This is a genomic window from Erwinia sp. HDF1-3R (assembly GCF_039621855.1).
Lineage (GTDB): Bacteria > Pseudomonadota > Gammaproteobacteria > Enterobacterales > Enterobacteriaceae > Erwinia.
Window position 1 is genome coordinate 1,996,975 of record NZ_CP155071.1, and the last position, 17,995, is coordinate 2,014,969.

Sequence of the window (17,995 nt, forward strand, 5' to 3'; positions counted from 1 at the left end):
GCGGAAATGTATACGAAGATTATCGGTACGGGCAGCTATTTGCCCGAACAGGTGCGGACTAACGCCGATCTGGAAAAAATGGTGGATACGTCGGACGAGTGGATTGTCACCCGAACCGGTATCCGTGAGCGTCGTATTGCCGCGCCAGATGAAAATGTCGCAACCATGGGATTCCAGGCCGCCCGGCGCGCGCTGGAAATGGCCGGTATCGATAAAAACGACATCGGGCTGATCGTGGTTGCCACCACCTCATCCAGCCATGCCTTCCCCAGCTCGGCGTGCATGATCCAGCAGATGCTGGAAATTGATGATGCCGCGTCGTTCGACCTGGCGGCTGCCTGCGCAGGCTTTACCTACGGTCTTAGCGTTGCCGATCAGTACATCAAAAACGGTGCAGTGAAGAATGCACTGGTCATTGGCGCCGACGTGCTGGCGCGCATGCTCGATCCTGAAGATCGCGGCACAATCATTCTGTTCGGCGACGGTGCCGGTGCCGTCGTACTGGGTGCCAGCGAGGAGCCGGGCATCATCTCTACCCATCTTCATGCCGATGGCCGCTACGGCCAGCTGTTAACGCTGAGCAATCAGGATCGTGAGCATCAGGAACAGCCTTCCTACGTCACGATGGCGGGGAACGAGGTGTTCAAAGTGGCGGTTACTGAACTGGCGCATATTGTTGAAGAGACGCTCCAGGCCAACAATCTCGAACGCGAAGCCATTGACTGGCTGGTCCCCCATCAGGCAAATCTGCGTATTATCAATGCCACTGCCCGCAAGCTGGGCATGGGGATGGAAAAAGTGGTGGTGACGCTGGATCGTCACGGTAACACCTCTGCGGCCTCGGTCCCGACCGCGCTCGACGAAGCGGTGCGCGATGGTCGTATTCAGCGCGGCCAGCTGATCCTGCTGGAAGCCTTCGGCGGTGGATTCACCTGGGGCTCGGCGCTGGTTCGTTTTTGATTAACAGGAAATGACAATGACGCAATTTGCAATGGTTTTCCCCGGTCAGGGCTCACAGACGTCTGGCATGCTGGCTGAACTGGCAGCGGAAAACCCTACAGTTGAAAAAACCTTTGGCGAAGCTTCTGCGGTGCTGGGCTATGACCTGTGGGCGCTGGTGCAGAATGGGCCTGCTGAAGAACTGAACAAAACCTGGCAAACGCAGCCCGCGCTGCTGGCTGCATCTGTTGCTATTTTCCGCGTTTGGCAGGAAAAAGGCGGCAAGATGCCAGCAATGCTGGCGGGACACAGCCTGGGCGAGTATAGTGCGCTGGTTTGTGCAGGCGTGCTTGAGTTTACTGATGCTATCAGGCTGGTAGAGCTGCGCGGAAAACTGATGCAGGAAGCGGTGCCGGAAGGCACGGGTGCCATGCAGGCCATTATTGGTCTGGACGATGCCTCTATCGCAAAAGCCTGTGATGAGTCTGCCCAGGGCCAGGTTGTTTCACCGGTTAACTACAACTCGCCAGGGCAGGTTGTGATTGCCGGAAATAAAGAAGCCGTTGAGCGTGCAGGTATCGCGTGCAAGGCCGCTGGCGCCAAACGTGCGCTACCGCTGCCGGTCAGCGTACCTTCACACTGCGCGCTGATGAAGCCCGCCGCGGACAAGCTGGCGATAGCGCTGGAGAAGTTGACCTTCAACGCCCCGACTGTACCGGTCGTGAATAATGTTGATGTCAAATGCGAAACCTCGGCTGAGGCTATCCGTAGTGCGCTGGTTCGTCAGCTGTACAGCCCGGTTCGCTGGACCGGCTGTGTGGAATTTATGGCAGCCCAGGGCGTGACGTCGCTGCTGGAAGTGGGGCCGGGTAAAGTGCTAACTGGCCTGACTAAGCGTATCGTTGATACCCTGACGGCGGCACCGGTGAACGATCCGGTCAGCCTGTCCGCTGCGCTTTAACAGTTATACGAGGAAGATGATGAGCTTTGAAGGAAAAATTGCGCTGGTAACGGGCGCAAGTCGCGGAATTGGGCGCGCTATCGCTGAAACGCTGGCCGCACGCGGCGCAATAGTGATCGGCACCGCCACCAGCCAGAGCGGCGCGGATGCAATCAGTGCTTATCTCGGCAGCAAGGGCAAAGGCCTGTCGCTGAACGTGACTGAAACAGCTTCTATTGAGCAGGTGCTTGAAAATATTCGCGCCGGGTTTGGTGAAGTCGACATTTTAGTCAATAATGCAGGCATCACGCGCGACAATCTTCTGATGCGGATGAAGGATGATGAGTGGCAGGATATCCTGGAAACGAATCTGACTTCCGTTTTCCGCCTGTCAAAAGCGGTAATGCGCGCTATGATGAAGAAGCGCGCAGGCCGAATTATTACCATCGGTTCCGTTGTCGGAACGATGGGTAATGCGGGCCAGGCAAACTATGCAGCAGCAAAAGCAGGTTTGATTGGCTTTAGCAAATCACTGGCGCGTGAAATCGCGTCACGTGGTATTACCGTTAACGTTGTGGCTCCTGGTTTCATTGAAACCGACATGACGCGTACGTTGACTGAAGATCAGCGTACGGGCATTCTGGCGGAAGTGCCTGCGGGGCGCCTTGGCGACCCACAGGAAATCGCCAATGCCGTTGCATTTTTAGCCTCCGACGAGGCGGCGTACATCACTGGTGAGACGCTTCACGTCAACGGCGGAATGTATATGGTCTGATAATCACGAAATTATTTGCGTTATTTGCGGCGAATCCCGCAAAATAACGTAAAATCGTGGTTAGACCAGCCGGGATTTAGTTGCATCTTTTTCAACATTTTATACACTACGAAAACCATCGCGAAAGCGAGTTTTGATAGGAAATTTAATAGTATGAGCACTATCGAAGAACGCGTTAAGAAAATCATTGGCGAACAGCTTGGCGTTAAGCAGGAAGAAGTTGTAAATACTGCCTCTTTTGTAGAAGATCTGGGCGCTGATTCTCTTGATACCGTTGAGCTGGTTATGGCTCTGGAAGAAGAGTTTGATACCGAGATCCCGGATGAAGAAGCTGAGAAAATCACAACTGTTCAGGCTGCTATTGATTACATCAATGGTCACCAGGCTTAAGTGAGCATCTCCAGGCGGTCACTCGACCGCCTGAGTTTTATCTGAACGTCCCACACAGTGTCATTTTTTCCCTCCCTGGAGGACGAACGTGTCTAAGCGTCGTGTAGTTGTGACTGGTCTTGGCATGTTGTCTCCTGTCGGCAATACCGTAGAGTCTACCTGGAATGCTCTTGTTGCCGGTCAGAGTGGCATCAGCCCGATCGACCATTTTGATACTAGTGCCTACGCAACGCGTTTTGCTGGCTTAGTAAAGGATTTTAACTGTGAAGAGTTTATCTCGCGTAAGGATCAGCGCAAGATGGACGCCTTTATTCAATATGGAGTTGTCGCTGGCATACAGGCCATGCAGGATTCTGGCCTGGTCATCACCGATGAAAACGCCGACCGTATTGGTGCCGCTATCGGCTCCGGTATTGGTGGTCTTGGTCTGATCGAAGAGAACCACACGTCTCTGGTCAACGGCGGTCCGCGTAAGATTAGCCCTTTCTTCGTGCCTTCTACGATTGTAAACATGATAGCCGGTCACCTGACTATTATGTTTGGCATGAAAGGCCCCAGCATTGCTATCTCTACCGCCTGTACGACCGGTGTACATAACATCGGACAGGCAGCGCGCATCATTGCTTACAACGATGCCGATGTCATGCTGGCGGGCGGTGCAGAGAAGGGCAGTACCCCTCTGGGGATTGGCGGCTTTGGCGCGGCCCGTGCGCTGTCTACCCGCAATGAGGATCCTCAGGCGGCAAGCCGTCCGTGGGACAAAGACCGCGATGGCTTCGTGCTGGGCGATGGCGCGGGTATCGTGATGCTGGAAGAGTATGAGCACGCGAAAAAACGCGGCGCGAAAATTTATGCTGAGCTGGTGGGCTTCGGCATGAGTAGCGATGCTTATCATATGACTTCTCCGCCGGAAAATGGTGCGGGCGCAGCACTGGCAATGGTCAATGCACTGAAAGATGCGCAGCTGTCACCGGAACAGATTGGCTATATCAACGCGCATGGCACCTCAACGCCGGCCGGTGATAAAGCGGAAACGCAGGCGGTGAAGAGCGTCTTCGGCGCTGCTGCATCAACCGTGATGGTCAGTTCAACGAAATCGATGACCGGGCATCTGTTAGGGGCCGCCGGTGCAGTTGAGTCAATCTACTCGATACTGGCGCTGCGCGATCAGGTTATCCCACCCACCATCAATCTTGATAACCCGGATGAAGGCTGTGACCTTGATTTCGTGCCGCATACCGCACGTCAGGTCAGTGGACTGGAATACGCATTGTGCAACTCCTTTGGCTTTGGCGGAACGAACGGCTCGCTGATCTTCCGACGGATCTAATCCCGCAATGTGGTATCTGAAGCCCCGCACCAGCGGGGCTTTTTCATTTCTGGCTGCTGGCGCATCCGCATTTTTTAATCTTTATACAATTTAGTCCTGGCGATCGGGTGAATCCGTTCGGGCTTACAGGTAATCTTTACCCCTATGTTATCGTCACCGGAGGGATGAATGGCCTGGATAAACGGCGAGTCACAAAACAGTCTTGCAGCAGCAGACCGTGCCGTGCATTTTGGCGACGGGTGTTTTACGACGGCGCGTATTGTTGAGGGGCAGATCGTTGCGCTGGAAGCCCATCTGCAACGGCTTACTACAGGTTGTGAACGTCTGCGCATTGCGGCTGTTGACTGGGGGGCGCTGCGCGCTGAAATGATCTATGCGGCATCGCAGCGCAGCGATGGCGTCCTGAAAACCATTATTTCACGCGGCTCAGGTGGGCGCGGCTACAGTGCTGCGGGCTGTGACAGCCCGACGCGGATCCTCTACCTGTCACCCTATCCGCAACATTACGCCCAACTGCGTGAAACCGGCGCCAGGCTGACGCTAAGTTCAGTCCGGCTGGGGCAAAACCCCCTGCTGGCGGGTATTAAACATCTGAATCGCCTGGAGCAGGTACTCATCCGTACAGAGCTTGAGCAGACCGAAGCCGACGAAGCCCTGGTGCTTGACACCGAAGGGTTGCTGGTGGAATGCTGTGCGGCAAATTTATTCTGGCGCAGGGGAGAGCAGGTTTATACGCCCGACCTGCACGCATCTGGCGTTGAGGGTATTCAACGTCAGTGGGTTATCCATCAGTTAAAAGAGCGGGGGATCGCGCTGCATGAGGTCAGAATGCCGCCCGATACGCTTGCCAATGCGGATGAGGTGTTTATCACCAATGCGCTAATGCCCGTGGTGCCGGTCCGTCAGATCGACACGTGGCACTACGCTTCCCGCCAGCTGTTCAATTTGATTACTGCCAGAAACGTTTAACATGGACATTTCATGACACCTACGCGAAAAATTATTACCATCCTGGCGCTGGCCGCCGTGGCTGCTGTTGCCGTTTGTTACTGGCAGGTGCGTCAGTACGCGGATTCCACGCTGCCCATTCACGATGAAACGATATTCACCCTCCCGGCGGGCTCGGGCAGAGTGGTGCTGGAAGCCGAACTGAATAAACAGCATGTGGTGGCCAGTACCCGGTGGTTTGGCTGGTTACTGAAGCTGGAACCGGATCTGGCCAAATTCAAGGCGGGCACCTATCGCTTTACGCCGGGGATGACCGTCCGCCAGATGCTGGCACTGCTGGCCAGCGGCAAAGAAGCCCAGTTCCCGATACGTTTTGTTGAGGGAACGCGCATGCAGGAGTGGCTGGCCGCACTGCGCACTGCGCCCTATATTAAGCATACGCTATCGGCTGACAGCCTGACGGCGGTCGCCGCTGCTCTGGATTTGAAGGAGCAGGATGTTGAAGGCTGGTTTTATCCCGACACCTACTCCTATACGGCTAACACCACCGATGTTGCGTTGCTTAAGCGAGCCCATGAGCGGATGGATCGTCTGGTTGACCGGCTGTGGCAGGAAAAAGCAGACGGCCTGCCCTATAAGGATAAGAACGACCTGGTGACCATGGCCTCGATTGTTGAAAAAGAGACGGCGATAGGACCAGAGCGCAGCCAGGTGGCATCGGTATTTATTAACCGTCTGCGGCTGGGCATGCGTCTGCAAACTGACCCAACGGTGATTTACGGTATGGGCGATCGCTATAAGGGCAGCCTGACGCGTAAGGATCTCGAAACGCCCAGCGACTGGAACACCTATATTATCCCCGGCATGCCGCCAGGACCTATTGCGATGCCGGGCAAGCCCTCGCTGGAAGCGGCGGCGCATCCGCTGAAAACAGACTTCCTCTATTTTGTTGCGGATGGTAAGGGAGGACATACCTTTACCACTAATCTCGCCAGTCATAATCGGGCGGTTCAGGCTTGGCGTCTGGCCGTTAAGGAACAGAAATGAGCGGTAAGTTTGTTGTGATTGAAGGGCTGGAGGGCGCAGGGAAAACCACCGCCCGTGACGTGGTGGTCGCTGAGCTAAGGCAACAGGGGATCGCTGAGATCGTTTTTACCCGCGAACCGGGGGGAACGCCGCTGGCAGAAAAACTGCGCGATCTGATAAAGCAGGGCGTCGAAAATGAACGGATCACTGACCGGGCAGAATTATTAATGCTCTATGCCGCCCGGGTCCAGCTGGTGGAGAACGTCATTAAACCTGCCCTTGCCCGCGGCGCATGGGTGGTGGGCGACCGTCACGATCTCTCCTCGCAGGCCTATCAGGGCGGCGGGCGCGGCATGGATAGCAACCTGATGGCGCAGCTGAAAAGCAGCGTGCTCGGTGACTTTGCCCCCGATATGACGCTCTATCTGGACGTCACGCCTGAAATCGGCCTGCAACGTGCCCGGGCAAGAGGCGAGCTGGATCGTATTGAGCAGGAGTCACTCAACTTCTTTACCCGCGTTCGCGAACGCTATCAGTCGCTGGCGGCCAGCGATCGGCGCATTACCACCATTGATGCCACCCAGTCACTGGAGCAGGTCACGCAGGCCATACGTGCATCGGTCGCGGGCTGGCTTAAGGCGCAGCTTTGATCTGGTATCCGTGGCTGAATCAACCCTACCGGCAGCTTGTCAGCCAGCACCAGGCGGGCAGAGGGCATCATGCCCTGTTATTGCAGTCGCTTCCCGGTATGGGCGATGCCTCGCTGGTGTGGGGGCTAAGCCGCTGGCTGATGTGCCAGCGCCGCGATGGCTTTAAAAGCTGTGGCACCTGCCACGCCTGCCAGCTTATGCAGGCGCATACGCATCCCGACTGGTATCAGCTTTCGCCGGAGAAGGGCAAGCAGTCGCTGGGTATTGATGCCATTCGCGGCGTGACGGAAAAACTTTACCATCACGCTCAGCAGGGGGGCGCGAAGGTTGTCTGGCTGCCCGATGCGTCGCAGCTGACCGAGGCGGCTGCAAACGCTCTGTTAAAAACGCTGGAAGAGCCGCCCAAAAATACCTGGTTTCTGTTAAGCAGCCACCAGCCTGCGGATCTGCTGGCCACGCTGCGCAGCCGCTGTCAGAACTTTCATCTGGCACCGCCGCCGGAGGAGCCGAGCCTGAGCTGGCTGCAAAAACAGGTTGGGGCGCCTCAGGATGCCTGTATCACCGCTCTGCGCCTGAGTGGAGGAGCACCGGGTGCGGCCCTTGGGCTGCTGGAAGAGAAGATCTGGGCAGCGCGGGAAGCATTATGTCACGCACTGCCGGAGGCGCTACAGTCGGATATGTTGCGCCTCCTGCCGGTTCTCAATCATGATGACGCGGCCAGGCGCATTGGCTGGCTGTGTGCGCTATTGGTGGATGCCCTGAAGTGGCAGCAGGGCGGTGGGGCTTTTATTGCGAACGCAGATCGCCAGCCGCTGATTGCCGGAATGGCGTCACAGCTTCCCGGCAGCGCGCTGGATCTCAGCCTGCGGGAATGGATTATCTGTCGCGATCGGCTGCTGCATGTCTCTGCCGTCAATCGCGAACTGTTATTAACCGATCGGCTGTTGGGCTGGGAGCAGATGCTGCACACCCCTACGGTCGGGTAAACGAACCAGAGAGTAATTATGTTTTTAGTCGATTCACACTGCCATCTTGATGGCCTGGATTATGAAAATCTTCATCAGGACGTCTCCGACGTACTGGCTAAGGCTGCCGCCCGCGACGTGAAGTTTATGCTGGCCGTTGCCACCACGCTGCCCGGCTATACCGCCATGAGGCAGCTGATTGGCGACAGGCCAAACGTGGCATTCTCCTGCGGCGTACACCCGCTCAACCAGGAAGAAGAGTGGGATTTCGCCGATCTTCGCCGGCTGGCGGCCGACCCTCGCGTGGTAGCGATGGGAGAGACCGGGCTGGACTATCACTACCAGCAGGAAACGAAAGCGCAGCAGCAGGCCTCTTTCCGCGAGCACATCCGCACAGGCCGCGATCTGAATAAGCCCGTTATCGTCCATACGCGCGCCGCGCGCGAAGATACCCTTTCGATCCTGAAAGAGGAGCAGGCAGAGGCTTGTGGCGGCGTATTGCACTGCTTTACCGAGGATCGTGAAACGGCAGAAAAACTGCTGGATATGGGCTTTTACATCTCTTTCTCCGGCATCGTTACCTTCCGCAACGCTGAAGCGATCCGCGAGGCGGCGCGCTATGTGCCTCTCGACAGAATGCTGGTGGAGACTGACTCACCTTATCTGGCACCCGTTCCCTACCGCGGTAAGGAAAACCAGCCGGCCTGGACGCGCGACGTTGCTGAGTATATGGCCGTGTTAAAAGGCGTTAGCATTGAGGAAATGGCTGAAGCGACAACGCAAAACTTCTCTACGCTGTTCCACGTCCCGCTCTCTGAGCTGTCAGACCGCTAAAATAATTTTACTGCTCGTAATAATTCGTTGCCGATCGTAAAGTGCATCGCCTCCGCAGGGCGGTGCCGTTTTTTTATGGTCAGAAATTGGCGTTTATCAGAAAAATACGCTACGTATGCAACGAATGTTAGATGAAACGTGACAATCATCAAACAAATCATGACCGATTTATTTTACAGTTCGTAATAAATATTGAGAGCGTAACAACGCTCCTTCGGCAGTGGGACCTCCCCCCATTGCCACGCGCACCGCGCGGATAAAAGCACTCATACTCAGGAGTTTGACACTATGTTTAAAAATGCATTTGCAAACCTGCAAAAGGTCGGTAAATCGCTGATGTTACCAGTATCGGTCCTGCCGATTGCCGGTATCCTGCTGGGCGTCGGTTCGGCTAACTTCAGCTGGCTGCCTGCCGTGGTTTCTCACGTTATGGCTGATGCGGGCGGCTCCGTCTTTGCCAATATGCCGCTGATATTTGCCATCGGCGTGGCGCTGGGGTTCACCAATAATGACGGCGTTTCGGCGCTGGCTGCGGTAGTCGCCTACGGCATAATGGTTAAAACTATGGCAGTGGTAGCGCCGCTGGTACTGCATATTTCTGCGGCGGAAATCGACGCTAAACACCTGGCCGATACCGGTGTACTCGGGGGGATCATCGCCGGTTCCATCGCTGCCTATATGTTTAACCGCTTTTATCGCATCAAGCTGCCTGAGTATCTGGGCTTTTTTGCCGGTAAGCGCTTTGTCCCGATTATTTCCGGGCTGGCGGCTATATTCCTGGGCGTCGTGCTCTCATTTATCTGGCCACCGGTGGGTACCGCCATTCAGGAGTTCTCACAGTGGGCCGCCTATCAGAACCCGGTGGTGGCTTTCGGTATCTATGGCCTGATTGAACGCGCCCTGGTGCCGTTCGGGCTGCACCATATCTGGAACGTTCCTTTCCAGATGCAGATTGGCGAATTTACTAACGCGGCCGGCCAGGTGTTCCACGGTGACATTCCGCGCTACATGGCGGGCGATCCGACTGCCGGTAAACTGTCAGGCGGCTTCCTGTTCAAAATGTACGGCCTGCCTGCTGCGGCGATTGCTATCTGGCACTCCGCTAAGCCTGAAAACCGCGCAAAAGTGGGCGGGATTATGATCTCCGCCGCGCTGACGGCCTTCCTGACCGGGATCACCGAGCCGATTGAATTCTCATTCATGTTCGTGGCACCGATCCTCTATGTGATTCACGCTATCCTTGCCGGGCTGGCATTCCCAATCTGTATTCTGCTGGGCATGCGTGATGGCACCAGCTTCTCCCACGGGCTGATTGACTTTGTGGTACTGAGCGGCAACAGCAGCAAAATCTGGCTGTTCCCGATTGTCGGCATCATTTATGGTCTGGTTTATTACACCATCTTCCGGGTAGTGATTGCTAAGTTCAATCTGAAAACCCCGGGTCGTGAAGATGCAACCCGCGATCAGGCTACGGGTAATGCCAGCGAGATGGCGGCTAATCTGGTGGCGGCCTTTGGCGGTAAGGAAAATATCACAAACCTGGATGCCTGTATCACCCGTCTGCGCGTTAGCGTGGCCGACGTGTCTAAGGTCGATCAGACCGGCCTGAGAACGCTGGGGGCCGCAGGGGTGGTCGTGGCGGGTTCGGGCGTTCAGGCCATTTTCGGTACTAAATCCGATAACCTGAAGACCGATATGGATGACTACATGCGCAAGCTGTAACCGTTAGTCAGTACCACTGAGGGCGCGAAAGCGCCCTTTTTTTATCTCTGTAAGGCTGAAATGCTGCAAAGGCGCGCATTCAGGGAAAGAAAAGTGACGGTAAGGTTGAATGAAATCGAATTTCTCGCTCATACTGCGATAAATCAATCTGCCGCTCAAGGATATGCACCATGGCTGAAGAAACCCTGTTCAGTAAAATCATCCGCCGCGAAATTCCGGCTGACATCCTCTATCAGGATGAGCTGGTTACCGCGTTCCGTGATATCTCTCCCCAGGCGCCCACCCATATTCTGGTGGTGCCAAACATCCTGATCCCAACCGTGAATGATACGGTAGCGGGCCATGAGGCTGCCCTGGGTCGAATGATTACCGTGGCGGCTAAAGTGGCAAAACAGGAAGGTATTGCCGAAGACGGCTACCGCCTGATCATGAACTGCAATCAGCACGGCGGGCAGGAGGTGTATCATATCCATCTGCACCTCGTCGGGGGCCGTGCTTTAGGGCCAATGCTGGCAAAGTAAATGCACGTTTAACGCGGATACCTACTCTATGATGCGCGCTCTTGCTACGGGCATGACGCTGATTGCACTCCTCAGCGGATGCAGCAGCGATACCACCACCATTAATACCTCACAGTCGCTGGTGATGGAGTCGTCGGTGCTCTCAGCCGGGATAACCACCGATGAGCCGACTCTGTCGGAGCATGAGGGGCAGCAGCGCGCCTCTTCGGTACTGTACAATCAGCAGGAGAGGGCGGTAACGCTCCACTACCGATTCTACTGGTACGACGATAAGGGGCTGGAGATACTGCCCTTCGAGCGTCCGCGTACCGTCACCGTCGCGCCGCACGACAAAATTGAAATATCATCGCAAACCGGTAATCTGACCGCCAGTAAGGTCAGGCTCTATTTGTATCTGTAAGAGGTCATTGCGTGGAAAGGAAAATAACCAAACGTTCGGGCGTGCTGTTACTGGCACTGATCCTCAGCGGCTGTATCAGCCATCAACAGCAGCAGACGCAGTCGCCTGCACCGGTAGAACCGGCCCAGCCAGCCCAGCCCGTGCCGCCGCCAGCCCAGCCGGGACCGATCGAGACGGTGCCGGTGCCGCCTAAAATGCAGTCCATCAACTGGGACGCCAGCGTTACCCCGCTGGTGGCGCAGATGCTGAAAGCGGATGGCGTTACCGCCGGCAGCGTATTGCTGGTAGATAACGTCAAAAACAGTACCAACGGTAGCCTGCAATCGTCAAAGGCGACGGGTGCGCTGCAAAACGCCCTGGCCAACAATACACAGTTTACCCTGGTCACCCCGCAGCAGCTGGCAACGGCTAAGCAGACGCTGGGCCTTTCCGCTGAAGACAGCCTGGGCTCACGCAGCAAGGCGGTCGGTCTGGCGCGCTATGTTGGCGCACAGTATGTGCTCTACAGCAATGCGGAGGGGGACGTGAAGTCACCCACGCTGCAAATGCAGCTGATGCTGGTGCAGACCGGAGAAATTATCTGGTCGGGTAGCGGTGTCGTTCAGCATTGATCCGTCGCTAAGCCAGCTTATTGCACACCAGTTTCCGGCGGTTAAACCCGCCGGTTCTTTTTATCCGCTGTCAGGCCTGACCGGCCTGAGTGGAAAATTGCAGGTGGGTGATGTGACGCTGCTGGCGCGTCAGCAGCAGGAAAGCACGCCGATGCCGGGCATTGACCGTCGGCGTGAATATCATATTCTGCGTGGGCTTAGCGACAGCGGTCTCGCGCCTGTCGTGCAGGGTTATAACCGGCGCTGGCTACTGTTGCACTGGCAGGCGGGAAGGACGCTTACCCCGGATGAGTTTTCGCAGCGGCTACCCGATATTACGGCGCGGGTGTCGGCGCTGCATCAGCAACCGCTGAGCGGCTTTCGCCTGCTGCTGCTGCCGCTGCTGGAGCAGTACTGGCTGTTAAGCCACGCTTCGCGTCGGCATCTCCGCTGGCTGAATGCGCTGCGCCGCTGTCAGCGGCAGGGCGAGCCTAAGCCGCTGCGGCTGGCGCTGCTGCATATGGATATCCACCCGGGCAACATCGTGACGCAGACCGGGGACGCCCTGCATCTGATTGACTGGGAATATGCCAGCGACGGCGACGTCGCGCTGGAGCTGGCAGCGATGATTGCGGGTAACGATCTCTGTCTGGCACAGCAGGAGAGTCTGATCGCAGACTATGCGATACGGCAGCAGCTTGATCCGGCGGTGCTGCGCCAGCAGATCCGCCGCTGGGCGCCGTGGCTGAGGCTCCTGATCGCCTGCTGGTATGAACGACGCTGGCAGCAGAGCGGTGATAAATTGTATGACGGGCTGGCGACAGAAGCCTGGCAGCAGATCTAATCAAAGAAGAGGTGTGAAGTGGGACCGGTAATGTTAGACGTGCTCGGCTACGAGCTGGATGCGGAAGAGCGTGAAATTTTACAACATCCGCTGACGGGTGGGCTGATCCTGTTCAGTCGAAACTACCACGACCCGGCGCAGCTGCGGGAGCTGGTGAGGCAGATTCGACAGGCTTCCCGTCATCGGCTGATCGTGGCCGTCGATCAGGAAGGCGGGCGCGTTCAGCGCTTCCGCGAAGGCTTTACCCGCCTGCCAGCCATGCAGTCATTCGCAGCGCTTCACCCGCAGGCGGAAGCGGTAAAGCTGGCGGAGCAGGCGGGCTGGCTCATGGCGTCGGAAATGATCGCCATGGATATCGACATTAGCTTTGCGCCAGTGCTGGATATTGGCCACGGCAGCGTGGCCATTGGCGAACGCAGCTTCCATCAGGACCCGGCCATCGCGCTCATTCTGGCGCGCCATTTTATCAGCGGTATGCGCAGCGCCGGCATGAAGACCACCGGTAAGCATTTTCCGGGCCACGGTGCGGTCAGCGCAGACTCTCATCTGGAGACGCCGCGCGACAATCGCACCGAAGCGGAAATCCGCCAGCATGATATGCAGATATTCCGCCAGCTGATCGACGAACAGGCGCTGGATGCCGTGATGCCCGCCCACGTCATTTATACTCAGGTGGACAGCCGACCCGCCAGCGGCTCGCCACACTGGTTAAAAACGGTGCTGCGCGGCGAGCTGGGCTTTAAAGGGGTGATTTTCTCCGACGATCTGTCGATGGAAGGCGCGGCGATTATGGGCAGCTATGCGGAGCGAGGTGAAGCCTCGCTGGCTGCGGGCTGCGATATGATTCTGGTATGCAACAATCGCAACGGTGCGGTAAGCGTGCTCGATAATCTGTCCCCGATCAACGCTGAGCGCGTCACCTCCCTTTATCATCAGGGGACTTTTACCCGCGAGCAGCTGATGGCGTCTGCCCGCTGGAAAGAGGCGCATCAAACCCTGAGCGCACTTCAGACGCGCTGGCTGGCGCATAAGGGTAGTTGACCGGCTAACACCACAGAGAGGATGGCAGACGATGATAATCTACTTGCACGGTTTTGATTCAACCAGCCCGGGTAATCATGAGAAGGTCCTGCAGCTGCAATTTATTGATGCGGATGTGCGGCTGCTGAGCTACAGCACGCTGCATCCTAAGCACGATATGCAGTTTCTGCTGAACGAGACGGATAAGCTGCTGCAAAGCAGCAGTGACGACAGGCCCCTCATTTGCGGCGTGGGTCTGGGCGGTTTCTGGGCGGAGCGCATTGGCTTTCTTAGCGATATCCGCCAGGTGATGTTTAACCCCAATCTGTGGCCTGAAGAGAACATGGTAGGGAAGATCAACCGCCCGGAGGAGTACGTTGATATCGCCAGCAAATGCGTGAGTAACTTTCGTGAAAAGAATCGCGATCGCTGCCTGGCGGTGCTTTCCCGTCAGGATGACGCGCTGGACAGTCAGCGTTCCGCGGCCGCGCTGCAAAGTTTCTACGAGATTATCTGGGACGAAACCGAAGGCCACAAATTTAAGAATATCGCTCCCCATCTTCAGCGTATCAAAGCCTTTAAAACGCTGGGTTAACCGTTCAGGCAGCGTGAGCGTTGCTCAGCTGCCTGAATTTTACCTGCGCCTCTTAGTACTATTCTGAGTTCACCAGACAAAAATTGACCTGCATCAATTTTTGCACGACCCCTGATTTTCCCCGTGCTATTCTGCCAGCAGATAGCGAATTAAACTCGCCAACCCTATGTTAATTAAGGATATTAATTTAACCTTTAGTTAACGATTGGTTCACATTTTAAGGGGGTCGTTTGACTACACCAATGAAGAAGATCGTTATTGTCGGCGGAGGTGCTGGTGGTCTGGAGCTGGCCACGCAGCTTGGGCAAAAACTGGGGCGGAAAAACAGAGCGGAAATCACGCTGGTCGATCGCAACCACAGCCACCTGTGGAAGCCGCTGCTGCATGAAGTGGCGACCGGATCGCTGGACGAAGGCATCGACGGACTCAGCTATCTGGCCCACGCCCGCAATCATCACTTCCACTTCCAGCTGGGGACGTTAACCGCTATCGATCGTGAAAACAAACGACTGCATCTGGCGGAGATCCGTGATTCGCACGGCGAGCTGCTGGTGCCGGAGCGTGAGATCGCGTGGGATACGCTGGTTATGGCGTTGGGCAGTACCTCTAATGACTTTGGTACGCCGGGCGTCAAGGATAACTGTATCTTCCTGGACAACCCGCACCAGGCGCGTCGCTTCCATAATGAAATGCTTAACCTGTTTCTCAAATTCTCTGCCAGCGAAGGGGTGAAAGAGAAGGTGAATATCGCCATTGTCGGCGGTGGTGCTACGGGCGTTGAGCTTTCAGCTGAACTGCACAATGCGGTTAAACAGCTTCACAGCTATGGCTATAAGGGGCTGGACAATAAGGCGCTGAACGTGACGCTGGTCGAGGCGGGTGAGCGCATTTTACCCGCGCTGCCGCCACGTATTTCCACCGCGGCCACCCATGAGCTGACCAAACTTGGCGTGCGCGTACTGACGCAGACGATGGTGACCAGCGCCGATAAGCAGGGGCTGCACACGAAATCGGGCGAAGTGATTGAAGCCGATCTGATGGTCTGGGCGGCGGGCATTAAGGCTCCGGACTTTATGAAAGAGATTGGCGGGCTGGAGACCAACCGTATTAATCAGCTGGTGGTTGAACCGACGCTCCAGACCACTCGTGATGCGACTATCTATGCCATCGGCGACTGCGCCTCCTGCGCACTGCCGGAAGGGGGATTTGTCCCGCCACGCGCCCAGTCTGCTCACCAGATGGCGTCGCGGGTGATGGACAATATTCTTGCAGAGATGAAAGGCAAGAGTCAGAAAGCCTACGTCTATAAAGATCACGGATCGCTGGTTTCGCTTTCGCGTTTTAGTACCGTGGGTAGCCTGATGGGAAATCTGATGCGTGGCTCGATGATGGTAGAAGGGCGCATCGCGCGTTTCGTCTATATCTCACTTTATCGTATGCATCAGGTGGCGCTGCATGGTTATTTTAAAACCGGCCTGATGATGCTGGTAGGCAGCATTAACCGCGTTATTCGTCCCCGCCTGAAGCTGCACTAGGCCCTGTTTCGGTCCTGTTGCTGAACGCCATGTAGTAAAACTCAGGGTGGCGCGTCCACCCTGAGCCTTTCAGGTTCACCTATTCCACGCGCCTGCCAGTCAGAACACTCTTAAAAGCTTTTACTTATGTCAAACCGTTACTTTTCGTCCGGTATTCTTATTGTCACATCTGGTCCTGATGCGCACAATTCAATGCAATACCACGGCGCGTCGCGCACGCCGAGTACAAACTCCTGCAACGAGATTGTGCAGAAGGAAAGAATGCGCGGTAACAATTTCAGGAGGGTGTCCTGTGAATAAATCAATGTTGGCGGGTATCGGGATTGGCGTGGCGGCTGCACTGGGTGTGGCAGCGGTAGCGAGTATGAACGTATTTGACCGTGGTCCTCAGTACGCACAGGTGCTTTCTGCTACCCCGATTAAAGAGACCTCTAAAAACCCACGTCAGGAATGTCGGAATATTACGCTGACCCACCGTCGTGCGGTTCAGGATGAAAACCGCATTGCCGGTTCCGTTCTGGGCGCCGTCGCCGGTGGCGTGCTGGGTCATCAGTTTGGTGGCGGTCGTGGCCGCAGCGTGGCAACCGTTGCCGGTGCGCTGGCGGGTGGCTATGGCGGTAATCAGGCGCAGGGCGCGCTGCAGGATCGAGATACCTATACCACTACCGAACAGCGCTGCAAGACGGTTTACGATAAGCAGGAAAAGATGATGGGTTATGATGTGACCTATAAGATCGGTAGCCAGCAGGGCAAAGTCCGCATGGATAACGATCCCGGTACGCGTATCCCACTGGACAGTAATGGTCAGCTTATCCTGAACGATAAAGCGTAATAACGGGCTTAGAAACTGGCTGTGCAGGCTGGGATACCTGCTGTGCGGGTGGGTAGTCCCGGCGTTTGCAGGCTGGTTATGTAAGCTGCGGTGTCTGCGGTGTCGGTAAGTAGTCCCGGCGTTTGCTGGCTGGTTATGTAAGCTTCGGTTTCTGCGGTGTCGGTGGATAATCCCAGCCATTGCCGGGCGTCCTCACGCCACGCTACGCGTGGTGCCTTTGGCTCCGACTTCAGGCCGGACGGCCCGGTCGCGAGCGGGCATCCCTGCCCGCCGCTCCCTGAGGGCAGCGTCCCTGCTGCCCTCGCCTGGCCTTCCATCTACGCCGCAGCGCTGCGGAATGCACGGCAATGGCTGGGATTATCCACCTCTCGGGCTTTAGAGCCGCCTTTATAAATAAAACAATAAATAAAACAATAAACAAAACTATATAAATAGAACGATAAAAAAAACTATATAACGATAAGCAAAACTATTTTTATGTTTAGCCCCAACGCAGCTTTTAGCTAAAATGTCACCGTTTCCTGAGGGCAGCATTTTGCGGCTTTGTGAGAGGGTTTACGTTAAATCGATTTAATCGGCAGTTTCCCAGGCTCCTGCCCGCTAATACTTCTCCTGTTACTGTCCTCCGATTGGGCCGCTGCTATCCTCATCCATTTTGATTATTCAGCCAGGTATTCTGACTGGAGCTGTTAATCACAGTCAGCATTGTGCATAAGCGTGTAGGAAGGGCGGCGCTTTCAGACATATTCGCCTGGCTGGTTTATAAGTAACAGCAACGTGGGTAGTGATGGAATATATCGCCCAGATTGAAAGCAAAGTAATCATGCAAACCAGATGAAAAAAGTATGACTGAGAGTCCTCTGGCTTTCTTCGGGGTAAGTCATGGACAATTAAAGCGACTCAGAGGCCTGCGTATTAACAGGGTTTGGCTGATATAGCGCAGGTGCATGGTAAAGGCCGGGATTCTATTGAAAGCGACTCTGTAGCCTGAAAGGTGGGTAAGCCCTGTGGTTGACGGGCATTCCGCAGCGCTGCGGCAGAGACGAATGGCCAGGCGAGGGCAGCAGGGACGCTGCCCTCAGGGAGCGGCGGGCAGGGATGCCCGCTCGCGACCGGGCCGTCCGGCCAGGAGTCGGAGC

Annotated in this window: 19 protein-coding genes; all 19 read left to right on the forward strand. The window is 56.0% G+C overall.

The annotated features are described in order from the left end of the window. Positions 1 to 6 precede the first annotated feature (6 nt). The 19 genes from AAGR22_RS09175 to AAGR22_RS09265 all read left to right on the forward strand — a co-directional run bounded on the left by AAGR22_RS09175 (position 7) and on the right by AAGR22_RS09265 (position 16,856). On the forward strand, positions 7 to 960 hold the full coding sequence (locus AAGR22_RS09175) for a beta-ketoacyl-ACP synthase III (RefSeq protein WP_067703186.1): 954 nt from the start codon (positions 7 to 9) through the stop codon (positions 958 to 960). Between the two features lie 16 nt (positions 961 to 976). Then, complete coding sequence (gene fabD / locus AAGR22_RS09180) at positions 977 to 1,900, forward strand: ACP S-malonyltransferase (protein ID WP_345831329.1); 924 nt, start codon at positions 977 to 979, stop codon at positions 1,898 to 1,900. 19 nt (positions 1,901 to 1,919) lie between these two features. Continuing rightward, positions 1,920 to 2,654, forward strand: coding sequence for a 3-oxoacyl-ACP reductase FabG (gene fabG, locus AAGR22_RS09185; protein WP_067703190.1), 735 nt, complete (start codon positions 1,920 to 1,922; stop codon positions 2,652 to 2,654). Between the two features lie 153 nt (positions 2,655 to 2,807). Then, positions 2,808 to 3,044 (forward strand): acyl carrier protein, encoded by a 237-nt coding sequence (acpP, locus tag AAGR22_RS09190; protein WP_004157115.1) that lies wholly within the window; start codon positions 2,808 to 2,810, stop codon positions 3,042 to 3,044. Positions 3,045 to 3,132: 88 nt separating this feature from the next. Beyond that, a complete protein-coding gene (gene fabF / locus AAGR22_RS09195; RefSeq protein ID WP_067703195.1) occupies positions 3,133 to 4,374 on the forward strand; it encodes a beta-ketoacyl-ACP synthase II in 1,242 nt (413 codons plus the stop codon). 168 nt (positions 4,375 to 4,542) lie between these two features. Next, positions 4,543 to 5,343, forward strand: a complete 801-nt coding sequence (gene pabC, locus AAGR22_RS09200; RefSeq protein WP_067703198.1) for an aminodeoxychorismate lyase — start codon at positions 4,543 to 4,545, stop codon at positions 5,341 to 5,343. Between the two features lie 12 nt (positions 5,344 to 5,355). After that, positions 5,356 to 6,369, forward strand: coding sequence for an endolytic transglycosylase MltG (gene mltG, locus AAGR22_RS09205; RefSeq protein ID WP_067703200.1), 1,014 nt, complete (start codon positions 5,356 to 5,358; stop codon positions 6,367 to 6,369). Then, positions 6,366 to 6,998 (forward strand): dTMP kinase, encoded by a 633-nt coding sequence (gene tmk / locus AAGR22_RS09210; RefSeq protein WP_067703206.1) that lies wholly within the window; start codon positions 6,366 to 6,368, stop codon positions 6,996 to 6,998. Before mltG ends, tmk begins: the two co-directional genes overlap by 4 nt. Beyond that, complete coding sequence (gene holB / locus AAGR22_RS09215) at positions 6,995 to 7,984, forward strand: DNA polymerase III subunit delta' (protein ID WP_345831330.1); 990 nt, start codon at positions 6,995 to 6,997, stop codon at positions 7,982 to 7,984. Before tmk ends, holB begins: the two co-directional genes overlap by 4 nt. Before the next feature lie 18 nt (positions 7,985 to 8,002). Continuing rightward, entirely contained in the window at positions 8,003 to 8,797 is a 795-nt protein-coding gene (locus tag AAGR22_RS09220) for a metal-dependent hydrolase (RefSeq protein WP_067703212.1), read from the forward strand. Positions 8,798 to 9,085: 288 nt separating this feature from the next. Next, positions 9,086 to 10,519, forward strand: a complete 1,434-nt coding sequence (gene ptsG, locus AAGR22_RS09225; protein WP_067703216.1) for a PTS glucose transporter subunit IIBC — start codon at positions 9,086 to 9,088, stop codon at positions 10,517 to 10,519. A 170-nt stretch (positions 10,520 to 10,689) separates the two neighbouring features. Next, entirely contained in the window at positions 10,690 to 11,040 is a 351-nt protein-coding gene (hinT, locus tag AAGR22_RS09230) for a purine nucleoside phosphoramidase (protein ID WP_345831331.1), read from the forward strand. Between the two features lie 31 nt (positions 11,041 to 11,071). After that, positions 11,072 to 11,440, forward strand: a complete 369-nt coding sequence (locus AAGR22_RS09235) for a DUF1425 domain-containing protein (protein ID WP_067703721.1) — start codon at positions 11,072 to 11,074, stop codon at positions 11,438 to 11,440. A gap of 11 nt (positions 11,441 to 11,451) precedes the next feature. Beyond that, positions 11,452 to 12,051 (forward strand): penicillin-binding protein activator LpoB, encoded by a 600-nt coding sequence (gene lpoB / locus AAGR22_RS09240; protein ID WP_345831332.1) that lies wholly within the window; start codon positions 11,452 to 11,454, stop codon positions 12,049 to 12,051. Further along, the gene (gene thiK, locus AAGR22_RS09245) at positions 12,035 to 12,874 is read left to right on the forward strand and encodes a thiamine kinase (RefSeq protein WP_345831333.1); all 840 of its coding nucleotides are present in this window, start codon (positions 12,035 to 12,037) and stop codon (positions 12,872 to 12,874) included. Before lpoB ends, thiK begins: the two co-directional genes overlap by 17 nt. 30 nt (positions 12,875 to 12,904) lie before the next feature. Continuing rightward, the gene (nagZ, locus tag AAGR22_RS09250; RefSeq protein ID WP_345831334.1) at positions 12,905 to 13,915 is read left to right on the forward strand and encodes a beta-N-acetylhexosaminidase; all 1,011 of its coding nucleotides are present in this window, start codon (positions 12,905 to 12,907) and stop codon (positions 13,913 to 13,915) included. A 31-nt stretch (positions 13,916 to 13,946) separates the two neighbouring features. Further along, positions 13,947 to 14,489 carry an alpha/beta hydrolase YcfP gene (ycfP, locus tag AAGR22_RS09255; RefSeq protein ID WP_067703228.1) on the forward strand — a complete coding sequence of 181 codons (543 nt, stop codon included), beginning with the start codon at positions 13,947 to 13,949 and terminating at the stop codon, positions 14,487 to 14,489. 230 nt (positions 14,490 to 14,719) lie between these two features. After that, entirely contained in the window at positions 14,720 to 16,024 is a 1,305-nt protein-coding gene (locus AAGR22_RS09260; protein ID WP_345831335.1) for an NAD(P)/FAD-dependent oxidoreductase, read from the forward strand. A gap of 292 nt (positions 16,025 to 16,316) precedes the next feature. Further along, complete coding sequence (locus tag AAGR22_RS09265; protein WP_067703231.1) at positions 16,317 to 16,856, forward strand: glycine zipper 2TM domain-containing protein; 540 nt, start codon at positions 16,317 to 16,319, stop codon at positions 16,854 to 16,856. Positions 16,857 to 17,995: the final 1,139 nt, after the last annotated feature.

Coding starts and splice junctions, on each gene's coding strand:
- acpP (WP_004157115.1), top strand. CDS start 2,808: ATGAGCACTATCGAAGAACGCGTTAAGAAAATCATTGGCGAACAGCTT.
- nagZ (WP_345831334.1), top strand. CDS start 12,905: ATGTTAGACGTGCTCGGCTACGAGCTGGATGCGGAAGAGCGTGAAATT.
- AAGR22_RS09235 (WP_067703721.1), top strand. CDS start 11,072: ATGCGCGCTCTTGCTACGGGCATGACGCTGATTGCACTCCTCAGCGGA.
- tmk (WP_067703206.1), top strand. CDS start 6,366: ATGAGCGGTAAGTTTGTTGTGATTGAAGGGCTGGAGGGCGCAGGGAAA.
- fabD (WP_345831329.1), top strand. CDS start 977: ATGACGCAATTTGCAATGGTTTTCCCCGGTCAGGGCTCACAGACGTCT.
- fabG (WP_067703190.1), top strand. CDS start 1,920: ATGAGCTTTGAAGGAAAAATTGCGCTGGTAACGGGCGCAAGTCGCGGA.
- mltG (WP_067703200.1), top strand. CDS start 5,356: ATGACACCTACGCGAAAAATTATTACCATCCTGGCGCTGGCCGCCGTG.
- AAGR22_RS09175 (WP_067703186.1), top strand. CDS start 7: ATGTATACGAAGATTATCGGTACGGGCAGCTATTTGCCCGAACAGGTG.
- pabC (WP_067703198.1), top strand. CDS start 4,543: ATGGCCTGGATAAACGGCGAGTCACAAAACAGTCTTGCAGCAGCAGAC.
- ycfP (WP_067703228.1), top strand. CDS start 13,947: ATGATAATCTACTTGCACGGTTTTGATTCAACCAGCCCGGGTAATCAT.
- ptsG (WP_067703216.1), top strand. CDS start 9,086: ATGTTTAAAAATGCATTTGCAAACCTGCAAAAGGTCGGTAAATCGCTG.
- AAGR22_RS09220 (WP_067703212.1), top strand. CDS start 8,003: ATGTTTTTAGTCGATTCACACTGCCATCTTGATGGCCTGGATTATGAA.
- hinT (WP_345831331.1), top strand. CDS start 10,690: ATGGCTGAAGAAACCCTGTTCAGTAAAATCATCCGCCGCGAAATTCCG.